This window comes from Nostoc sp. WHI (assembly GCF_015714725.1).
GTDB lineage: Bacteria > Cyanobacteriota > Cyanobacteriia > Cyanobacteriales > Nostocaceae > Nostoc.
This window is the reverse complement of the sequence record NZ_WBKM01000352.1, coordinates 1-21,670: the sequence shown is the minus strand read 5'-3', so window position 1 is coordinate 21,670 and position 21,670 is coordinate 1. Positions and strand designations below refer to the sequence as shown.

The 21,670-nt window shown below is 39.3% G+C and carries 19 protein-coding genes; 16 read left to right on the top strand and 3 right to left on the bottom strand.

From position 1 onward, the window contains the following. Window positions 1-23 precede the first annotated feature (23 nt). Window positions 24-572: a GNAT family N-acetyltransferase gene (locus tag F8S12_RS36105; RefSeq protein WP_069068818.1), complete on the top strand. Its 549-nt coding sequence runs from the start codon at window positions 24-26 to the stop codon at window positions 570-572. A 21-nt stretch (window positions 573-593) separates the two neighbouring features. After that, a complete protein-coding gene (locus F8S12_RS36100) occupies window positions 594-1,133 on the top strand; it encodes a hypothetical protein (protein ID WP_196515650.1) in 540 nt (179 codons plus the stop codon). A 416-nt stretch (window positions 1,134-1,549) separates the two neighbouring features. Here the strand turns inward: F8S12_RS36100 and F8S12_RS36095 are convergent, their stop codons facing one another. Beyond that, a complete protein-coding gene (locus tag F8S12_RS36095; protein ID WP_196515649.1) occupies window positions 1,550-2,215 on the bottom strand; it encodes a hypothetical protein in 666 nt (221 codons plus the stop codon). A gap of 636 nt (window positions 2,216-2,851) precedes the next feature. Here F8S12_RS36095 and F8S12_RS36090 point away from each other — a divergent pair. The 13 genes from F8S12_RS36090 (at window position 2,852) to F8S12_RS36030 (ending at window position 19,735) form a co-directional block, all read left to right on the top strand. Next, window positions 2,852-3,439 (top strand): hypothetical protein, encoded by a 588-nt coding sequence (locus F8S12_RS36090; RefSeq protein ID WP_196515648.1) that lies wholly within the window; start codon window positions 2,852-2,854, stop codon window positions 3,437-3,439. Window positions 3,440-3,518: 79 nt separating this feature from the next. Then, entirely contained in the window at window positions 3,519-3,839 is a 321-nt protein-coding gene (locus F8S12_RS36085; protein ID WP_196515647.1) for a hypothetical protein, read from the top strand. Between the two features lie 21 nt (window positions 3,840-3,860). Next, on the top strand, window positions 3,861-6,680 hold the full coding sequence (locus F8S12_RS36080) for a hypothetical protein (RefSeq protein WP_196521150.1): 2,820 nt from the start codon (window positions 3,861-3,863) through the stop codon (window positions 6,678-6,680). A 1-nt stretch (window position 6,681) separates the two neighbouring features. Then, window positions 6,682-7,389, top strand: coding sequence for a hypothetical protein (locus tag F8S12_RS36075; RefSeq protein WP_196521149.1), 708 nt, complete (start codon window positions 6,682-6,684; stop codon window positions 7,387-7,389). Window positions 7,390-7,644: 255 nt separating this feature from the next. Beyond that, window positions 7,645-8,745: a hypothetical protein gene (locus F8S12_RS36070; RefSeq protein WP_196521148.1), complete on the top strand. Its 1,101-nt coding sequence runs from the start codon at window positions 7,645-7,647 to the stop codon at window positions 8,743-8,745. Between the two features lie 5 nt (window positions 8,746-8,750). Next, window positions 8,751-9,542 carry a hypothetical protein gene (locus F8S12_RS36065; RefSeq protein WP_196521147.1) on the top strand — a complete coding sequence of 264 codons (792 nt, stop codon included), beginning with the start codon at window positions 8,751-8,753 and terminating at the stop codon, window positions 9,540-9,542. After that, entirely contained in the window at window positions 9,539-11,056 is a 1,518-nt protein-coding gene (locus F8S12_RS36060; protein ID WP_196521146.1) for a TrbI/VirB10 family protein, read from the top strand. Before F8S12_RS36065 ends, F8S12_RS36060 begins: the two co-directional genes overlap by 4 nt. Next, window positions 11,053-11,799 carry a hypothetical protein gene (locus tag F8S12_RS36055; protein ID WP_196521145.1) on the top strand — a complete coding sequence of 249 codons (747 nt, stop codon included), beginning with the start codon at window positions 11,053-11,055 and terminating at the stop codon, window positions 11,797-11,799. Before F8S12_RS36060 ends, F8S12_RS36055 begins: the two co-directional genes overlap by 4 nt. Beyond that, entirely contained in the window at window positions 11,796-12,995 is a 1,200-nt protein-coding gene (locus F8S12_RS36050) for a hypothetical protein (protein ID WP_196521144.1), read from the top strand. The genes F8S12_RS36055 and F8S12_RS36050 overlap by 4 nt, the downstream gene beginning before the upstream one ends. Window position 12,996: 1 nt before the next feature. Further along, a complete protein-coding gene (locus tag F8S12_RS36045) occupies window positions 12,997-14,772 on the top strand; it encodes a type IV secretory system conjugative DNA transfer family protein (RefSeq protein WP_196521143.1) in 1,776 nt (591 codons plus the stop codon). 10 nt (window positions 14,773-14,782) lie between these two features. Beyond that, complete coding sequence (locus F8S12_RS36040) at window positions 14,783-15,265, top strand: relaxase/mobilization nuclease domain-containing protein (protein ID WP_230968510.1); 483 nt, start codon at window positions 14,783-14,785, stop codon at window positions 15,263-15,265. 47 nt (window positions 15,266-15,312) lie between these two features. Continuing rightward, window positions 15,313-18,936 (top strand): DUF3854 domain-containing protein, encoded by a 3,624-nt coding sequence (locus F8S12_RS36035; protein WP_196521141.1) that lies wholly within the window; start codon window positions 15,313-15,315, stop codon window positions 18,934-18,936. A 22-nt stretch (window positions 18,937-18,958) separates the two neighbouring features. Continuing rightward, the gene (locus tag F8S12_RS36030; protein ID WP_196521140.1) at window positions 18,959-19,735 is read left to right on the top strand and encodes a hypothetical protein; all 777 of its coding nucleotides are present in this window, start codon (window positions 18,959-18,961) and stop codon (window positions 19,733-19,735) included. On the opposite strand, the gene F8S12_RS36025 is transcribed toward F8S12_RS36030, so the two are convergent. Both F8S12_RS36025 and F8S12_RS36020 read right to left on the bottom strand, forming a co-directional pair. Beyond that, window positions 19,732-19,974, bottom strand: a complete 243-nt coding sequence (locus F8S12_RS36025; RefSeq protein ID WP_196521139.1) for a hypothetical protein — start codon at window positions 19,972-19,974, stop codon at window positions 19,732-19,734. The two genes, F8S12_RS36030 and F8S12_RS36025, sit on opposite strands and share 4 nt — an antisense overlap. Further along, window positions 19,958-20,713, bottom strand: a complete 756-nt coding sequence (locus F8S12_RS36020) for a sensor histidine kinase (RefSeq protein ID WP_196521138.1) — start codon at window positions 20,711-20,713, stop codon at window positions 19,958-19,960. Before F8S12_RS36020 ends, F8S12_RS36025 begins: the two co-directional genes overlap by 17 nt. A 254-nt stretch (window positions 20,714-20,967) precedes the next feature. On the opposite strand from F8S12_RS36020, the gene F8S12_RS36015 reads away from it, so the two are divergent. After that, complete coding sequence (locus F8S12_RS36015) at window positions 20,968-21,621, top strand: response regulator transcription factor (RefSeq protein WP_196521137.1); 654 nt, start codon at window positions 20,968-20,970, stop codon at window positions 21,619-21,621. Window positions 21,622-21,670: the final 49 nt, after the last annotated feature.

Sequence of the window (21,670 nt, the reverse complement as noted above, 5' to 3'; positions counted from 1 at the left end):
ATAATGACAATTAGGAGCTTTAGGTGCAGCGAAAAATTGAATTAAAAAGGGGTTTTGATAATACAACTGTTGAAGCATATTTGGTTGATTTAGAACAAAGACATGTTGATGATTATGTTAATGAGTGGGTCGAAAAATTAAGGTTATTTAGTCAAGAAGATAAATACTGGGACTGGATATTTAAATTAAGATATATTGGCAATCAACAAAATCTTGAAGGTTACGCAGTTGAGTGCGAAAACAAAACTCAAGGATTGATGATAATAGAAACACAAATGCACGGTTCTCGGTTGAATATTGGTAAGAGGTTAGTTTATATTGATGGCATTGCCACTGCCCCCATTAATCGAATCGAGATTCAACGCCCACCTCAATTCAAAGGTGTTGGTCAAGCACTGTTAAATTTCGCAAGAATTAGAAGTGTTGAGTTAGGGTATGAAGGTAGAGTTGGGTTGCATTCCTTACCAAGGTCTGAAGGATTTTACGAAAAACAAAACATGTTGAACTGCGGTTCGGAAGAGGAATATGAGAATTTAGTTTACTTTGAGTATGGTGTATTGAGACGAAGATAAAGTCCGATCGGGTAAAAATTTATGAACCATCAAGAGCAAAAGGATAATTTTGAGGCAAACGAGTCAATAACAACCCAAGAAGCTATAGATTTACTTTTTGGTGAAGGATGGCTCGAAGAGGCTGTTTGCATCGAAGATGAAGCAAATTGCACGATTGGCGCTGGTTTGGATTGGGGTAATGCATTACCACCTTTAATGCTCAATCTTCCTTTATTTGGCCGCCTATCAACGCTGCGTGTATCTCTCAACCGCGAGGTCAGGCTAATAATTGAAACATGGGATTTAGGTATAGGTACAACTTCTGCAACAGAAACTGCAAGGGTACGCATTAAAGAGCGGTTGCTATCCCCTTCGTCTGAGCTAATACCTCACTTGGAAGCTACTTTGTTGCAAGATGATTTATACAATGAAGAGTTTATATCTAACCGAGAAGCTCTTAAATCCTTACTTGCAGTAGTTCTTACTGATTCTGATAGAGAAGAAATTGCAGAGAAGGCTGCTAATTCAATACGCACACAAGTTATGTCTCAAGTGGATTTTTTCGGAAAACTTTCTGCGTAGATATAATCACAATAATATCGCGTCAAATTCAATCAAATTTATCAAAGGAGCGAACGCGTGAGTAGAGGTCACTCTACATCGCTCTTAGCCGCATTACTCTTATTCAATAGCTGGGAATTAAATCGCATCGCAACGCATTTTTATAATGAGGAAAAGCCAAGAGTGAATCCTAACCTGAAAGTTTTAAAAGTTGAATTTCAATAATTTTGCTCAAACCAATTTGGCTGTTGGGGTTGTTGTTAGACCAACTGGGGTTAAAGTTAACTTACCGCAAGCAGGGGACAAGGGGTCAACAAGTTAAATTATTTTCTTTATCTAAGAAAGAATGAGACAAGACTTGCGTTGGTTGGTGTGCTGGAGATGGAGGAAGTCGCCGCGACTGAACTGCGATCGCTCTCAGCGACTGTGCCTGATTTTTACGATTGCGTCTTCTTCCATTCTTCGAGAGTCAAGCAAGTTTTCCCAGTGGGTATTAATCCTGTGGTTGCTGACACACCGAAATTTGTCAGCGCATAATTTTCTACTTCTGCGTCCTTGAAGGCTTGTTCTACTACTGTTTGCTTTTCCTGCTTTGACAGAGCTTCAATCTTCACATTTGCTGCGGTAGGAACAGCATTCGTTTTATCTCTGGTGAAATTCTTTACATTATAAAATTGCTCTTGTTTTGGCTTACCTGAGTTCAAGCATCCTTTAGACTTGACAAACAATCCTGTAGCCCAATAGCTATTAACAAAGTGTTGCTTATTAACAAACTGCACCCCATTAGCTGCCCAGATGTAAACAGGATCAACATATCCTTTAGTTTTGGGAATTTTAGTTTCGCTACATCTTACTCCATCCCGCAGACGACTTCTATAATCTCCGCATACCTTCCAAGTTATTCTATATAAGTTAGGTGTCTCTTCTACATATTGCCTTATTTGCTCCTGTACTTCCTTATCTTTTTGGCTTTGCACATCAGTTAACTTAGCCCCATAATCATTCTCTGCCTGAGTAACGTTGTCCGCATCAGACTGGCAAGCTCCTAAGCATAGTCCTACACCTATTGAAACAAGTGCTGTAAATATTTTTCTTTTACTCATAAATACTCCAACAAATGATTATGAAAATTAATTCCCAATTTCCTTGCTTGACCAAATATCTACTTCTAACAAATGCTGAAGTACAAGCTGCAAGTATTATACATATTTGTTCTATACATGCAATCAAGTTTTAACAGTTTTTAGTTATGATGCAAAACATGGTGAGGTATCGAAGGGAAAGTTCAATTTATGGAGGGCAGGGATACTTAAATCAATTCGCAATTCGCTTTTTCGCCCATGACGCTCTCTACGAGACGCTGCGCGAACGCGGACTCGCTACCGCTACGCTAACGCAATTACGTTTTGTAACGGGGACTTAAATCCCCAGACTTTGTTAAAACTAATTTCGATATGTCAAATCATAAAACTAGCCAATAGTCAATGCCCTATATTTGGCACTTACTGAAGATGTTGCACAAATACTTATACCAATAAACGATTAAGGATGTGAGTATATCAAGCACAAAGACTGATAATACAACAAAGAATTTTTATCTACGTAGATTATTACTGTTAGAAATATTGCTACAGTACTACAGTTCTGTTTTTTTCAGTACCAGAGTGTGTGGATTTTGGGGTTGACTTATTTAAGAATGTGCCTATCCCTCAAGACATCGTTCAGGAGAACGAAAGCAGATGCGTACTGACTACGGATACACAGATTTTGCTGCTTCAGCAACAGGAACACTTTTACCTGACTCTAAGAATGACAGGGCGAAAAAAAGCACACTTACACTCATGGGTGTGACTGGTGTGTTGATGATAGCAGAGATGTCCGTCCACAATATATTGATGGGTGGATTTATGATTGCGTCTGCCATCGTGATTGCCTTGCCAAAACAGTCACAAGCATTATTTACTAACTTCGATAAACTACAACGAAAGTATGGAGTTAATCTCTATGCTGTCTTGTTTGCGCTGTTAGCAGTAATTTGTCTAATTGATTTTGCGGCGGCTCCAGCTAATGCTCAGTTTTTCAATAATGCTCAAACTTGGATGACCACCACTTTTGGTAATGCCAACAATGGACAAACATCAGAAGTTATCGCACTTTTTTTCAATGTATTGAGAGCTTTATTCCTATTATATGTTGGGATCAGTTTAGTTCGGATTATTCAATCTGCCCGGAATGATGAAGACTGGCAGACACTAGCAAGAACTCCATTAATCATAGTTATGGCAGTTTTTGTTGGAGATTTAATTACTGGTTTGATTGTTCAGTAAAAAAGCTTTACAGGTTATCAGTTATTGATAAATACGCATTTGGATTAATAGCTGATAACTCTTTATTAAATCAATAAATATGTCAGAGAAACATGGTTTTCGTACAGTGAATCGGATTTTAGGAGAAAGACCAAGATTAGGGCCATTCCCTGCCGACCAAATATTTCCCTGGACATTAATAGCAGTAGTCAATGTATTTATCTTTAATTATTTGCTGAAAACAAGTTGGTTAGGTACAGGATTAAGTATTGCTTGGGGATGGGCAACATGGTGGACAATTTCTACAAATAAAGACTTTTTCGGTAAGTTTGTCAGCGTCCCTCGGATTAGTAGGGGATATATGAGACATAAACCAATTCGCAATTCGCAATTCGCAATTCGCAATTTTGAAGATAATTAAATTTCAGTTATTGGTAAAGTTATGCCAAATTCTTCTAAGAAGGCTAAAGATAAATTAGGTAAAGTCGCATTAGAAAACGAGCAGATTAGTGTTGTGAAAATGCTCACTCCTTTTGAAGATATTATCCATTTAGCGGGCATTTGTGACCTCAACTTAGGAGATAGGCAGGGTGTAGGCGCATTAATTCTCAAAAAAGGTGAAAATATTCAAATCAAATTCTGCTTTGATTGTTTAGGGATTCATCCGAATTTAGAATCATCGCAAATGCTGCCGCTCTTTGAGGGCATAGAAGCGGGACTAAAAGAAATTCCCGAAGGCGAAAGCCTCACAATACACTTAGGGTCTTTTACCTCGGATTATTATAGACAAAAGGAACTATCTTCTTTAGAGTCAAATTGCTCTCTTGAGCCGTTAAAGCTATTGATTCGTAGTGAGAGATTGCGAGTTAAAGAATTAACTCAAAGTGGCACTAGAAAAAATAAGTTTCTCAGGCTATGGTGTACGTACACTGTTGTTTCTGATGATGAACGTTCTCATGATTTTATCGAATCGATTATCAGAAAATTAGAAAAAGGTTGGTTTTCTTTTACTGGAGAAATCCATGCCCATAATAATACCAGAATTGAAAATATCCTCCAAAATTCCTTTAGCAATGGCTTTTTGCAATGGTCAGCCATACTAAGTAATAAAATGAAACTTGGGATTAGGGTGCTGAGTGCCCAAGAAATATGGGAAATAAATTGGCAGCAATTCAATCTGTCATCACCACCAGCAATTCCTAATCCTCTAAAGATAGATTCTGCCAATGGACTAGTAGAAACTCAAACTAGTGATTTTCATATCCGCCACCAGATATTAGAGAATGAGCTATCCGTGCCATTCTTTGATAGGAAATGGGTAAAAATCCAAAATAAATATATTGGGGCGCTCAACTTCAGCCAAAAACCAGGTGGATGGTATGACGAACAAGCTCAATTACGTTATTTGTGGGAATTAATCTCTAGAGATAGTATTTATGATACAGAGGTTATTTGTCAGCTAACAAAGGCAAATCAAGCTATTTCTAAAACAAATCTTCAACGCATTACCAAACAATCAATTACCAGCACTTCTTTATCTACAGATAAAGGAAATATTGATGTCAAGTCGGGGATGAATATTGAGTCGGCTGTAGAGGCGCAGAAGACAATATATAAAGGGAGTGTAGTTGTGCATACCGCAACAGCTTTTCTGGTTCACCGCCCAACCCCACGGGAATTAGACGAAGCTTGCCGATATCTTGCCAGCTATTTTTTGCGTCCGGCGGTAGTTGACCGAGAAATAGAATACGCTTGGAAGACATGGTTGCAGTGTTGCCCATTTGTTTGGGAACCACTGTTAACCAAGCCTTTTAACCGCAGACTGCCATATTTTAGTTCGGAAGCACCAGGGCTGATGCCTTTGATTCGCACAGCCACAGGTGATCGCAGTGGGTTTGAGTTAATTGCAGAAGAAGGCGGCACACCGGTACATCTAGACTTATACCAGAATCATAAGAATTTGGCAGTCTTCGGCGCAACTCGTTCAGGTAAATCAGTGCTGGTGGCAGGTATTCTTACCCCGGCGCTTGCACAAGATATTCCGGTAGTGGCACTAGACTATCCCAAACCAGACGGTACATCCACTTTCACCGACTACACCAATCTGCTGGGTGAAAATGGGGCATACTTTGACATCTCCAAAGAATCAAACAATCTTTTTGAACTTCCTGATTTGCGCTCTCTGGATGCAGAACTGAGAAATGAGCGATTGAACGATTTTAAGGAATTTCTCAAATCAGTGCTGATGACAATGGTGATAGGGACAAGCATGATTGGTGTCAGCCCAACGATTACCACCAATATTGAGTCAATCATTGCTCTAACTTTGAAAACGTTTTTTAATGATGACGAAATTAAATTGCGCTACAAGTTAGCAATACAAAATGGATTTGGAACTAAAGAATGGAGCGAAACTCCGACGCTCAAAGATTTTTATAATTTTTGTTCTCCAGCTTTCATACAATTGGATTCTATTGCTAGTAAAAGTCAAGAGATTTCCGAAGCCTTACAGCAAATCAGGCTGAGAATAAATTATTGGTTGAGTACCAGGGTCGGGCAATCCATCTCACGCCCATCCAGCTTTAGAACTGATGCCAAGTTGTTGGTTTTTGCACTCAGGAATTTATCAAGTGAAGCTGATGCTGCCATACTCGCTCTCAGTGCCTATACTGCTGCATTACGTCGTGCATTATCATCAAAAGCTTCGATATTCTTCTTGGATGAAGCACCAATCTTATTTCAATTCGATGCGATCGCGGAGTTGATTGGGCGATTGTGTGCCAATGGTGCGAAGTCTGGTATCCGCGTCATTATCTCTGCCCAAGAACCAGAGACTATATATCAGAGCAAAGCTGCACAGAAGATATTTGCCAATATCACTACACGTTTAGTAGGCAGGATTCAATCATCAGCCGTTGACCCGTTTATTGTTCGCTTTAAATATCCTACCGAAATCATCAGGGTCAATAGTACAGAAGCTTTTTATCCAAAAAAGGAGGGGATTTACTCTCAGTGGTTGCTTGATGATAACGGCAAGCTAACTTTCTGTCGCTATTATCCCGCTTACTGTTTATTAGCCTCAGTTGCTAACAATCCAAGCGAGCAAGAATTTCGCAGTTTGTTTCTCAAATACTATCAAGATAATCCTCTGTTTGGGTTAGTCAAATTTAGTGAGGATTATATCAGAATGATTCGGGGGGAAGAGTTATCAGAATTAGCGAAGAATTTACTCTCAAAATCACACATAAAGCAAGTAGCTTAATATGAAAAAACGGACAATTGGGGTAATACTTTCTGCTACAGTTGGCAGTTTATTGATAGCTGCACCTAGTTATGGTATCAGCATCAACGATTTTTTTAGTTCTATCGTATCGGATCTTCAAAGTGAAGTTGGTGAAATTCAAGCCTGGGCTAAGGATGAGATTAACAGTGCTTGGGCTGACATCAAAGAAAATGCGGAAGCTGCAATTGATAGTTCTATCGGACAATTGGGTGCGCCTGACCCAATTGCTTCGGCTGATCAATTGAAGGATTCACTTAAGGACGATTATTCTTATCCTGTTGCTCAACAGAACGCACAAGAACTAGAGCGTCAACTTACTTTGGCTTCTGTCGCTAGCGTCGTCAGCAAAGATGGGCAACAAAAAACTCAAGCCAAGATTGATACTACTGCACAAATCGCCCAGCAAGCAAAAGATATTTCTGATGAAGCTCAGAACATGGATGCCTCTCAAAACGTTCTCAAAGCGATCGCCGCTCAGAACAGCTTAATTGTATCAATGTTGGCACAGCAGCGTACTGATTCTTTATCAGCCCGACAGGACAATGCTTACTCTAACCTGATGCTGACGCAAGTGGCAGATCATCTTGACTCCCAACGGAAAAAGGAGAACTCCGAAGAAGATGGCAGATTGTCTCTACTACATGAAGTCGTACTTAATGCACGGCTAGATCCTACTTCTGCTGACTGATTAAAAGGGTATATAAACACAGTAAGAGTTGACATCCTCACCGACCTAAAGGCGCGGTGATTCTGGAGTAATAAGTAAATACCCATTTTTCATCCACTCATTACTCCTTACTCCTTACTTTAAAGCATTGCGTGAAGCACGGGGCTTTAAACCCAATTCTTTGGTAAAGTTACAAGAGCTTTTGCGTTTTATACAAACAATCAACTAGCGTTCAAATATCTGACAAAATTACTGTATTGAGCAAGGATTCAAATCATGTTTTTACTAGCCAAACTAGATGGTGGCGATTTAGCTGATTTAGCAAAAGAAAATGCAGCTTCAATAGCGCAAGGATTTGATGAGCTTTGGAACGAAACTATTACAGGTGGTGTTTATTCAGCAATTTGTACAGTCGGAGCTTTATTCGCTATAGCAACACTAACTTTCTTCGTCGTTGAATGGACAAAAAAAATGATGGCGGGGGAAGAACAAAGAGCTTATACTGATTTTATTTGGCCGTTAATAGTAATTGTTTTACTCAGCAATAAGGGGAATGTACTAGGAAAGTCAACTTTGGGGATTAGAAACTATATTAATAATGTAAATAATATAGTTCTTAGCGAAGCGGCGGCAGGAATTGACCTCAAGCAAGCATTTGAAAGTGCATTGGGAACTGAAGCAGCACGTAGCGCTATTGGTATTGCTGTAAATAAATGTAGAAATTCATCTTTAAGTCAACAAGAACAAATAAACTGTTTGGATCAAGCTAAAGAAGATTTAACCAAAAAATATCCAGATAAATTTAATAAAAGTAATGGAGTTTTTTCTTGGTTTATAGATGCGGTTGATGGCGCTATCGATGCTTTTAATGATGTGAAAGATGGTAAAGCAAATGGAATTGATTTAATTTTATCTCCCATTAATGCTTTTGTTGGGTCTGCTGTTACTGACATAGTTACGATAATTTTAGTCGGAATGAATGGGGCTTATCAATGGGGAATTGAACTGACTATGCTCGTAACAGCACTGCTGGGGCCTGTAGCTGTTGGTGGTTCTCTGCTACCTTACGGAGCTAAATCAATTTACAGTTGGTTAGTAGGATATTTCAGTGTAGGTTTTGGCAAGCTCTGCTTCAATATCATTGTTGGTTTCGCTGGTCAATTAGTCGCTGATTCTAAATCTTATCAGCCAATGTTCTTTCTATTTACAATTGGTATAATTGCGCCATTCTTAGCTACAGGTTTAGCGGCTGGTGGTGGCGTTTCTGTTTTAGTTCAAATTAATAAATCTGCTGAAACTTACAGTGGGATTGCCATTGAGGTTGCTAAAGGTGTTGCTACTAAAGGTGGTAGTTTAGTCGGGAAATTAGCTAAATAAAACCTATGCTGAATCAAAAAAATAAAACTCAACCCAGAGAACCATTACAATTGCTTAGTTACAACAAATATGTAACAACAAGAGTTGGGATAATTTCTCTAGCTGGTTTTTCAATGGCTGCACTTTCTCTGTTATTACAATTTCTAAATTATGGAGCGATTAGTGTTTTAAATAAAAAACAATTGGCATTAGTACAACTCTCATCAGGAGAGACAATTGCCGCTAGAGCAGTAGACCCAAAAGAACGGTCTGATGAAGTAATTAAAAAATTTGTATCTGATACGTTTATTACTACGTTTAATTGGGATGGATTAGTAAAAGCATTTAATGAGAAAGAAGAACCTATCACTAAGCAAGATACTGGGGTAGAAGTAGGTAGACTTAATAATAAATCTAATAGTAGGGTTACGACTAGAGCCTATGATGCTGCATTTGCTTTAAGTGAAAATGAAGGATTTCGCCCCGCCTTTCTCAAGAAATTAGCATCAATCACTCCGACAGGTGTATTCAATGGTGATACTCAAGTATCTTTAATTCCCAGATTTATATCCCAACCACGCCAAATTAAATCAGGGAAATGGGAAATAGATTTTATTGGTACGCTGGTAACTTTTGAGCGTGAGTATAACTCAGGTAAAGGAATTGCTTTCAACAAAACCGTTACAGTTTCTTCAATTTCTAATCCAGAATATATCCCAGCTAATACCACTGAGTTAGCTAAGAAGATTTATGCAGCCCGTCGCGCCGGATTAGAAATTACAGAAATTGTAGATTTAAACTTCGGGAGAAGGAAATGAGTGAAGAGAATAAAAATGGGTCTGTATCGACTTTAGAGGATTTGCTTGAAATAGATGATGCTAATAAAACTAATGGTAATAAAGCACCAGAACCGGAAAGTTTATTAGTACCGACTAAGCACACATTTGTCACTTCTCCTTGGTCAAGACTAGCAATAATTGCTGTCCCTTTTGGAGTTGGATTTTTAGCTATATTTTTGATGCTCAATGGTGTTTTCAATCCCGCACCAGCGCCAAAATCTGCACTTAAAACAATCCAGGAAACCCCAACTACTGAACAAGCCCAACAAAGTGATGAGGGAGACGGTGATGCGCGTGCAAAACTCGCTCTGTCTGACCAAGCTAATGAACTGAACAAAATAAACATTGACCAAAAAGAACAACCAGCACAAGTAAAAGTCTCTCAAACTCAAAAGGTCGTGCCATCCACGCCGCCGTCGCCACGGAGTAAATCTCGCCCTGTACCTCGAACTGCACCACAACCACAACCGATTAGAACCTACACTCCGCCACCAACACGCACGAGTTTTTCTCCAAGACCCTCGATATCTGCACGGACACTCACGCCCCTAGATCCCCTTGAGCAATTGAACAAACTCCGCAGCATCGGTTCTTACGGCAAAATCGCCTATGCCGAAACTAGCACCAGTAAACAATCTTCATTAGATCCGGCTCAAGCATTTCAAAATCAACCGAATGAACAAACAGATACAAATAATCTTGACCAAACCACGCCGCAAAACTCAAGCGACTCGATTGAAAAGATCCGCCCCAGGTGGCAAGCGACTTCTAAAGTTAACAAAATTACTTTAGCTAACAATTATTTACCTCAAGAAAGCCAAATTCTCCAAGGTAAACAAACTCGTTATTTGACAGTTGGCTCATTTGCTACTTGTGTGATTGTTACCCCATTAGTTCAAACCACAGTTAATAGTTCAGAGCAGACACAAACTTCTAATAGCAATAGGTCTGTTGCTAGACTGCAAGAGGATTTACGCGATAACTATGGGCAAGTGGCAATCCCTTCGGGTACTTTATTGACAGTCGAGTTAGCTTCGGTTGATGGCGGCAGTTACGCTGTCGCTTCTGTTCGGGGCATCATCAAAGATAATACAGAATATCCTATTTCAGCGGGTGCGATTTCCGTGACTGGGGAAGGTGGTACACCCCTGATAGCTCGGAGATTTCAAGACAGGGGTGGCGAGATTGCACAAAATGACTTGTTTGGCGGTGCTGTGTCTGCATTAGGAAAGGTTGGCGAGATTATCAACCAACCAGATAATGAGGAAGAAATTGAGGATGAATTTACAGGTAGGATTCGTAGACGTAGTAGTGGCAATCAGCGCAATCTCACTGGTGCGTTAATGTCAGGTTTTTTTGGTAACATCAGTCAAAATCTTAGTCAACGCAATCAACGTGCTACTCAAGAAATTACTTCTCGCCCCAATACTTGGTACATAGAAGCGGGTACTAAAGTGACCATTACAGTTAATCGTTCTCTGGAGTTGCCATGAAAAAGTTTTTGATTGGTATACCGTTGGCGATCTTAGTTGCTTGTGTACCACTATCCACAATTGCCGCCCCAGTTGTCCGTACCATCTTTCAATCAATGGCTAGTGGTACGACTGCCAAACTACAAACTATCAACGTCTGGAATGGTCATGGTGTAGCAATTTCATTTTACGAGCTTGGCGAAACTATCAAAAAAGTCTGGTTAGATGACCCGTCGCAAATTCTGCTTGACACAGATGGTTGCTTAGAGGGACTGGATCAGAAATGCTCTAACCCCGGCGCTGGGCTGATTCATCTGCGGCGGATCAAGAGAGTAAATATTCCAGGGCTACCGCGAACATCTACCACTTTGTTAACAGTAATTACGCAGTCATCCTCTGGTGAACGTAAAGCTTACAGCTTTCGGTTAGCAACAAGTAATGGCACTCCTAAATATAGTCAGGTGGCGATCAAGCTTGATGTGGCACGAGAACAAATAAGCCCGAAACCTCAATTGCAATCATTAGTTAAAACACAACAAAAAATTAACCAAATTCGAGGCGGTATTGTTGTCGCTATTAAAAGTGGATGGATGAATCAGCAAGATGAACTACACCAACGCTTGCAAAAGTTAATCGGTTATTTACAAGCAGGTGATGACATTTCTACTGCTACTAATAAGGCTTCTGTCTCTCAAGACTTAGTTAACAAATTAATTGCTTTAAGTAATAGTTCTGATAATTTAACACAAGGTAATGGCTTATGAAATCATCTTTTCGCCTCAATGATAACGCCTTACGCTACTTAATCTTTTTTGGTTTAGTAGGTAGCTTATTTATTCATAGTTTTATCAAGTACGGGCTACTCAATCAAACCATTGGGTTAATCATGCCCAAAGCTTCTGCACAAGTACCCGTTATCAATTCCCCTGATGGGTTTACTCCTGATTGGTCGCGTTTCAAATTCAGCGACATGATTATTTCTGAAAGTGGCAGTGTTACCTACCCAGGCACAAGAGGTACAGAAACTAGAACCTGGACGGCAGGACAAAGCATTAGCGAGTTTATGGAACTAGGGGATTTTGAAACTCCACAATTAGCAATAGAAAATTTAAATCTCTCAACCATAGCTTCAGTACAAGGAATCAATTTAAGTGGGTTAAGATTAGATAATTTTCAATTAACAAGATGGCAGACCTTGCCAAATTTGGTCAGAGCCGTTCCTAATTTGGGTAACAGAAACGTTAATAGTGTTATACCTATCCGTGATTTTGCGAGAAGATTTGGCATTAATGGCGGTACAATCGCTAATCTCAGCCGTTATGACAATTTAAGTAATGTTCAACTTGGTCGAGTAATTAATTTAAGAAATTATCCTTTGACATCCATTTCTAATATCCAGAACGCATCAATAAATCGCTTTGCCAATTGGCAAGACTCCAGAATTGATGGTGTACCGGGATTATCAACACTCACCTGGGATAATTTACCGGGGTTGAGAACACTTGACCTTTCATTTGTTGCCAAAGTGGATCTGCCATTAGGAGATATTGAGGCTAACCGTACCCGCTCCATATCTGGTAGCTATCAAGATGGCTTTAATGTTCCCTGTCTCCAAAATAATTGCGCTCATACAGAAATGTCCGGCATTGGTAAGACTACTGGAACACAGTGGATATCCGGGAAATTCCAAAAGGTTAATGGTGGATTTGGCATTTTAAAAGCTCTTAATGGTGGTCAAGAGCCTACTGGCAGGAACCCCTTTGGCTCTAGTTTTAAGCAAGTAGTTTGGAATATTGATGAAGCAAGTGGTTCTGTCGAGACTGCTATGTTTTTTCGCATCTGCAAAACTATACCCTTCATTGGTCGCACTTGCAGTCCCTACTTCATTGGGCCTGTGCCTTTTATTGAGTACCGAGAGAAAGACCCTATCGTTCTTGGTCAACCTAATTCTCTGCCTTAAAATGAGCAAATCTTTCAAAATAAATAGCGCTAATCCTCAAGGATTTCGCTTCGAGCAATTACAAAATCCTGATAATGCAATTGGCAAGTACACTCACCAATTATTCACCCCCAATGGACTAACAGTTTTGTCCTTACTTGGTGCTTATATTTTGATGAGGGTATTTTTTGGCGACTCTAACAAGAAGAAAATCGCTACCAGTTATTGGGGTGGTGGTAAAGAAACTGCTACTGCTCAGAAAAAAGCCATCTTGCAAATTGCCAATCCCCAATGTGATAGTGCTGCACTTTACATTGGTAAGCATCAGGAAAAAGGTGGTGGCGCTACTTTCTATATCCCTGATGTGCAACGAGGTACGGCAGTCATCGGCGCTCCTGGCTCTGGCAAAACATTCAGTGCCATCAACCCCATGATTTACTCGGCTATTGATCAGGATTTTCCATGTATAGTTTATGACTTTAAGTATCCTTCTCAAGCGAAAGTTGCTGCCTACGCCAAATACAAGGGCTATGATGTTCACATCTTTGCACCGGGATTCCCTGAATCTGAAGTCTGCAATCCTTTAGATTTTCTCCGGGATAGTAGTGATGCCGAATCGTCCCGACAAATTTCAACCGTCATCAATAAGAATTTCCGACTTCTGGGCAATTCAACTGAAGATGGGTTCTTTGGCCCGTCCGGTGATCAGCTGACTCAAGCAATATTGATGTTAGCTAAAGAGTTCGGTCAATTCGCAGATGTTATGACTTGCGCCGCGATACTTTCTAGCGAACAAATGGTCAAACGCCTCATGGCTGCTTCTCTCAATCCTTGGGTAAAAATTGCCTTTGGGCAACTGTTCAGTTCTGCTGCATCTGAAAAGACTGTTGCAGGCATTGTTGCAACTGCCAGTATTATGTTTACTCGCTTTATGGCCAAAAACACACTAGGCTGCTTCATTGGAAAGACGACTTTACCTTTAGAAATTAAAGGTAAGCAAATGATTATCTTTGGGTTGGATAGAGAGCGCCGAGATGCAGTAGGGCCTCTCATGACCAGCATTTTACACATGACCATCGCCCGTAACATTGCCAAAAAACGAAAAGATCCATTAATAGTTGCATTGGACGAATTACCTTCAATATACCTACCTGATTTATATAGGTGGCTCAACGAATCACGTTCTGAGGGCTTCTGCGGTATTATCGGCTTCCAAAATATGGGGCAGCTTGAGAAGAACTACGGTAAAGATATCGCTAAGGCTATCCTTGGTGCTTGCAGCACTAAGTTTATATTCAATCCTGGTGAGAACGAGTCGGCGCAATTGTTTTCCAACTTCTTAGGTGATGAAGAGATTAAGTACAAGCAAAAAAGCCGTTCTACTGGTAGTAAAAATAATAGCACTAGTATTAGTGAGCAAGAGAAAACTAGAAAGCTTTTTGAATCGGCTCAATTTCTGAAGTTAATTGCTGGTAAATGCGTTTTCATTAACCCTACTTATGCTAATAAAAAGGAAGGTTCAGTTCCACTGTTGAAAACTATTAAAATTTCTCAGACTCTCAAAAATATTGAGAAATACAATCAACTTAAATGGGCGAGAATTGTTAGTTTACTAGCTAGGAAAAGTACACAGAAATTTCCCTCTCAGCAAGATTTAGCTTTGCGAGTTAAGCAAGTTGAGTTACGCTTTCCCATTCCCCAAAATCCTCAAGCTGTTTCTAATAATCCCGGTCTGACATCAAAAAACGTTGGCAGTATGGTTAATCAAGACCAAGTTCCTTCTGATATCGGGTTTTAATATTATGAAAATGACTATTGAAGAATTGAAGATTGATAATTTTGACTTAATTAGAACTTTATCTCAACAGTATATTCTCGCTAATGGTAGTTTCATTGACATTAATCTTCCTCTAACTCAAATCATTGATGATTTTAATGCCTTGTCTGGAACTAGACCAAGACTTAAGAGTTTGGGAATCTATATTGTCATCAGTTTGAAAAATATTTATATTAACCTAAATCAACAATTATGTATTCAAATTGTTAATCAATATATTCATGGTATTAGCTGGCATGATTTGCAGCACATTTGTTTTTTTGATATGAATCCAAGTAACGTTTACATTCATATTGTTTTTAATCGGGTTACACCCCAAGGTAAGCTCATTGATATCAAATACTTGGGGGCTAAGTGGCAACAATATGAGGTTTTACGTCAATCTTGTTCTCGGATTTTAGAAAACCCTGTTAATAATAAATATTTGCAAATCCGCTGCAACTGTTGTTCCTAAACAAAAGTACAGCACAAGGCACAGTGTATAAATAATTAACAAAAAATATGTTTGATGAACGACATTTGCAACTCACTTCCGCTTACGCTAGAGCTAGTCAGCATTTTATTAGAGCTTTTATTTATACTTTAGGAGAGTTTATTTATAAATCAATAGAATCAGCTATTGATTTAAAATGTCGAATTCAAATAGGAGAAGAAACTTATTTCCTTACTCCTGATGAGGATGGTGGTTGGAAATGGTCTAAAGGTAACTTTGAAGGTGTAACAGATGAGGAAATAGAACAAGTAGAAGAGATGATGGCATATTTATTGCCTAAACTTCTCCCCGGTAATAATGATATAACACCACCGAATTTCCCTCCTGATCCTGATTTACCTCCAGTTTTACCCAACCCGAATTTTCCCAAAAACCTTCCTCCTTCGGGTACAGTCGTTGACTTTTTAAGTATACAAGTTGAAAGCAATAATACTCTGGAATATCAATATTTTACAAACAGAAATGATTACGTCACAGATGCAAGTGAAATCAAAGATATGTCATTTGCGGGGATTGTAGATAATTCCTCCATTTTAGAAGAAGATGTTGTGCAAACGAATGACATTCATGAAGACTATGAGCAGAGTGAAGTGACTAATTTTCATGAAATTGGCGATGAGCATTTAACAGTAGAGTTGATTAGCGACCAGAAAATCCCAATCAGTAGTGAAAAACTTGAGCCACAAAATACTCAACATATCCCTCATCACCCAGAACATATTGATCTGCAACATTGGCACGAACTCGTAGTAGGCAGCGCCATCTCAGGAGAGATTGCACATCTCAACTTCTCTAGTCTTCATTTTAGCTATGTCGGTGGCGAACATGAAGCTTGGGAACGGCTCATGATCAGCGATAAACTCTCACGTACAAATACAGGTAGCCTGTCCATTAGGCTTTTAGAACTCTATTCCAACTTAGATGCGGGTGGTTGGTGGTGTAATTCAGGAGTAGATCCGCGCACATTTGCTAATCTTACCCCTGGTGAGCAACCTCAAGTTAAAGAATGGGGATGTTATAAGCCAAATCGCCCCAGACCAAAAACCGTAAAAAAAGATGGGTTCACTGTTGTGGTTGAAGGCAAGTTCATCAAATATGAGCATCCACCATCAGTTGATTTGAGTATTTTCTTACTAGATGTTCCGCTCGTGATTGCCCAAAATATTTACTCAAAAGCTGGAGTAAACCCCACCGATAGCGATCGCAAGAGTGGTTTTTGGTATTGTGTGTATAAACACAATATCCCACTTGTCATTACAGAGGGGGCAAAGAAGGCGGCTAGTCTGTTAAGCCAGGGTCATGCTGCCATCGGGCTACCGGGAATTTCCTCCGGCTATCGCTCACCTAAAAACGAGTGGGGCAAGAAAATTGGTGATTCCTATCTGGCTGATGAGTTGGCTGTTTTCGCTACTAAGAGTAGAGAAATCAAAATCTGCTTTGATTATGAAACTAAGCCTGAAACTAAGCTCAATATCCAAAGAGATATTTGGAAGACAGGAAGCTTATTACAAGAATTTGGTGCTGTCGTTAAAGTAGTAACGCTGCCAGGGCCGGATAAGGGTGTAGATGATTTTATAGTGGCACAGGGAGGAAAAAGTTTTGAAAAGCTATCTGCCGGGGCTATAGCTCTAGAGTCATGGCATCAAAATCAACTTGATAGTTTACGTTTTACTATCAAGCTCAAAGATGGCACAGTCAAAACAATTGCTCAACAAAAAGGAAACTCTACTGTGACAGATGCTCCCGAATTAGAAGCAAACATAAATCTATTTCACAAGAATCGTCGTCAACCATCTATTGACCTTGGTTCACAAATTATAGATATAAAAGTTAATGATTCAGACATTATTCATATAGATGTTGCCCCGGAGCCAGCCCAAGTACCTGAAACTCCTGTAATTAGTTCTTCTTGGGCTAAAAAAGAAAATGTTACGCTTTATGAGTCTAATTTTTTTAGAAAGCGCCTAGAAGGTAGTGAGAATAAACAAATAGCTTTTGCTGCTTATACTTTGTTAAAAAAATATGGTGTTGAGGCTAAAGATGAACAACAGCAGACCAGTGGCAAAATCTACCATGCTGATGCTTTTGTAATTAAGAATCATGGTGCTGATAAATACAGTATCTATCGTCGTCATGATGATGTAGAGTTAATGACTTTTCAAGCTGATAAATGGGGACACGTAGGCAATATTAAACTTTCTTACACAGAAATAGAGGATGAGCCAAAAATTTGGATAGAAAAACAAATTAACATTCTGCCTATTGAAAGGCAGGAGTTTTTGTTAGTGGCTGACTACCTGAAAGCTGGTAAAGAATTGCCCTCTGTTGATGAAGACCCTCGCAAAATAGCTTCTGTCGTTGGTTCAGTCTCTCCTAAAGGCACACACAATATTTTAGAAAGTTTCAAAGAAAACGAGGTATTAAAAATACTCACACAAAGTATTACTAGCTTCGAGAAAGACGATTTAACCTTGGGCAATTACCGGATTCTTTTTCGGCAAACCAGTGACAATACATCTACTCTGCAATTACTCAAAACTGAACACAATGGTACAAATCGGGAAGCTGTTCGCTTTCAGTTTGAGAAAACTGAAACTGGGATGACTCATCAAGTCCAAGCGATGGCTATCACCGAAGCTGATTTGGAGAAGTTAAGACTGTTGGCTCAAAAACTGCATATTAATTACAAAGCATTATTTGGCAACCCGACAGACACCCGTGACATCGACTTGCCCGTTCATCCCGAAATTACCCGTAATTTAGACGATGATCAGTTACACCAATCTAATCAATCTACGCCCAACGTACCAGATCGCAAGACACAATCACACTCACAAGAAGCAAGCTCTAATTCTCCAAAACAACAGAACGCTGTATCACACTCAACTACACCAACACCTAACAGCACAACACCATCACAACCAGCAAAACGACCCAATTTTTCTTCTAACTTAGATAAAGTTTTGCTACCACTACATCCAGTTTTGAAACAGTATTGGGAGCAGTTAGAAAAAGATGGTTCTTGGAATGAGACTGTAGCGCAAGGACATTTAGAATTTCAATCTAAAATTCAACAAACTGGAAAATTAACTGTTGGTGAACAGCGTGAACTTTACCAGCAGATTCAAAATCAAGCTTGGAGTGAAATCAATCACTTTCGGCGTACTGATATTGTGCTTCCACCATTAGCTTATCTTGTTAATGATTTGCGATCGCAGGTTCTTACAGAAGCACAGCCACAGTTTTCTTCTGACCCGAAGCGTGATACACCCATGCCTCTTCACCCTGACATCGCCTCTCATTGGCACGGTTTAGAAACTAATAAAACTTGGTCTAGTGTTGCCAATCAGTACAACAACCCTTTACGAGAAAAACTTTCAAAAACTGGCAAACTGACTATTGGGGAGCAACGTGAACTTTACCATAAAATTCTACTTCAAAGTCAAGTCATGCAGCGCAACAAAGGGCAAACGAATATCTCACTTCCTCCTTTGAGTGATGTTATTCAGGATTTGCTCAATACTCGTAGCCAGATTATTAACAATACCTATACGCCCAAGGTTGAAGTACATTCCCAAAAATCTCACACTCCACAACAACGTACTACTAATTCACAAGAATTAGAATTGTAATGAACAATAGTCAATTACACTTATGCAATCTAGCTCACTGTCCGAAACCATTACTATCATCAACCGCAACAGTGGCTTTTCTGACAACCAAATGGCCTACAGACTGGCGCTGATGATGGAGAAACACCCACCTTCACCGTCAATAACCCCCGCACTAGACCCCACACAGCGCGAAAATATTATTGGTGAGGTGAGAAATACTTTATCTGTGTCCCAAAATGCTCAAAGTACTGAAGATTACAGGCAATCCCTTAAGGAAAAATACTACCAAGAGTACGCTCAAAAATTTGGTTTAAATAAATCCGAGGAAACACCTGATATAGATAACTCAACAAGAGTTGAAGATTTGATCAATGAAAAGAAAAAGACATTCTTGCAGCAGATATTAGAAACTAAAGGGCGCAAACTGCCTTTTGTTGACAGCCAACAGTCAAAATCGGTTGAGAGTGAAAATGATGAGGTTGCTAAAAAGTCTCTCATTCCTGCACTAATGAATATTGTAGTTACAAAAGGACAAGATACTATTGGCGGTCGAGTCTATGAAGGCATGGCTTATCGATTAAATTTGTTGATGAGAGAAGGTATGCAGCGTCTGACTGTTTGGCGTAAAAGTGATAATCAATCGGCTTTTAGTGCTTATAAAGTAGAAGAAGAGGAAGAATACAAAGTAATACACAATCACCTTTCACCACAAGAAACACAAAAGCTGATCAACTTTGATATAAGAGTGCAACAGCAACAGCCACCGCCACAGCAACAACAAAACGAGCGTTCTCATGACGGCCCAGAGTTAGACTAACTAAAATACCCGACAAACAACCCAAGAATGTACGCACTTACTAAGACATATCGCTTAGTCAGCCGCTCGAATTGTGACCAGGGTGAGATGATGACAGCTAATACTATGTAAAACATTGCTTGTAGAAAATCGCTGTGGCCCAGTTTGATGATAGCGGCAATCATCAAAGCCACAAAAATTAGAAATTCCACTCCTGTTTCAATCCTGTCCCAAAGTTTCACATCATATAGGTAACGCATCTTGTAACCTCTGCGACTTGGGCAACATCCTACCATCAACCCCATAGATCCCGTCATCTTTGTAAGGAAATATAATGGTGAATTTGGTTCCTTGTCTAACTACCGAGTTTACGCTTATCCTCAAACCATGAGCATGAGCCACACATAAGGCGATGTACAGTCCTAGTCCCATCCCTGATTGATGTAATAAATTGCTATTTGGCGCTCGCCATAATGGGATAAATATATTGGAAATTTGTTCGACGGCAATCCCACAGCCGGTATCTTCAATCTCGATAGCTAAATCATCTTCTTGATTGAGCAGCCTTAAAAAGATATCTCCGGTAAGAGTGTACTTAATAGCATTTGTCACCAGATTACACAGCATTCTGTCAATACTGATGCTGTCACCCCATACTTGCGTTCCATGCTTGTACGATGATTGAGTTTCATAGTGGAGATTCAAGGAATGATACTGCGCTATTGGTTTAAATCGAGAATAAATTGTTTGTAAAAAACTTAACATATCAAACTGCTCCACTGTCACTGGATTTAGTTCAAAAAAAGCAGTTCTTTTAGATTGAATCAAACTCACCCCTCGCTCATTCGTTTGTTGTAAAGCTATCAGCAAAGGTTTGATCTCTTCTAAAGACTGTCCATAAGCACCATCAATTATCTGATTCAAAACTAACGATGCTCCTTGATAGTTATTTGAAACATCGTGTAACAAACCTAATATGCTTAAAACTTCCTGTTGCATAACTATGTTTCCAATGACAGATGGTGATTTTGGCTACTTTTATGAATAAATGCTAATTAGGTCTACAAGATTTGAGAATGTTTTTATTTTAGTTCTAAAAAAATATCCAATCAAGCTTTAGTACTAAACTTTCTTTCATTTATCTGGAAAGATTATTTCTTACTTATATTTTATATTACAGATATAAAAAGTAAAAGGTTTAACACCAATAACTATGTTATAAATATTGAGTCATCTTATAATCGAAGTGATTTATGATTCGATTAACGCTCATTGAGGATGAAGAACTCATTAGGTTGGGGATCACTACTGCGATCAATCAACAACCAGATATGGAAATGGTCGGCGTTGCTCGTACTGGTATTGAAGGGATTAATTTAGTTAAGGAATTAAATCCCGATGTCATTTTGGTGGATATTGGTTTACCTGACATATCTGGGCTAGAAGTGATTAAAGAGGTCAAACTCAATAGCAAGACAAAAGTTGTTGTTCTTTCTTCTCATTCTTCTCAAGGCACTGTTCAATCAGCTTTAAATGCTGGCGCTGATTCTTATATTCTCAAGAAGAATAATGTTCCCCTAATTTTAGAAGCAATTAAAACCACCTTCTACGATAGCAAGTCTTTTTTTGACCCTGATATTAGCCGACATAATTTTTTATTCCAGCAGAAAATTAAGGGGAAGACTTACCAAGATCATCTTAGTGCCACTGAAATGCAAATTATCTCTTTGATGGCAGATGGTTCTTCTAATAAGCTGATTGCCGAGCGGTTATTTATTACTGAAAGTACCGTTAAAGGCCATATTAACAAGATTTTTGCTAAGTTAGATGTCAAGGATCGCGTCAATGCTCTGATTGAAGCTAGTAAACTTGGATACATCGAACAAGATTACCTGAAAGTAGGTTAGCTACTTATACCAATTCGCAATTCGCAATTCGCTTTTTCGCCCATTCGCA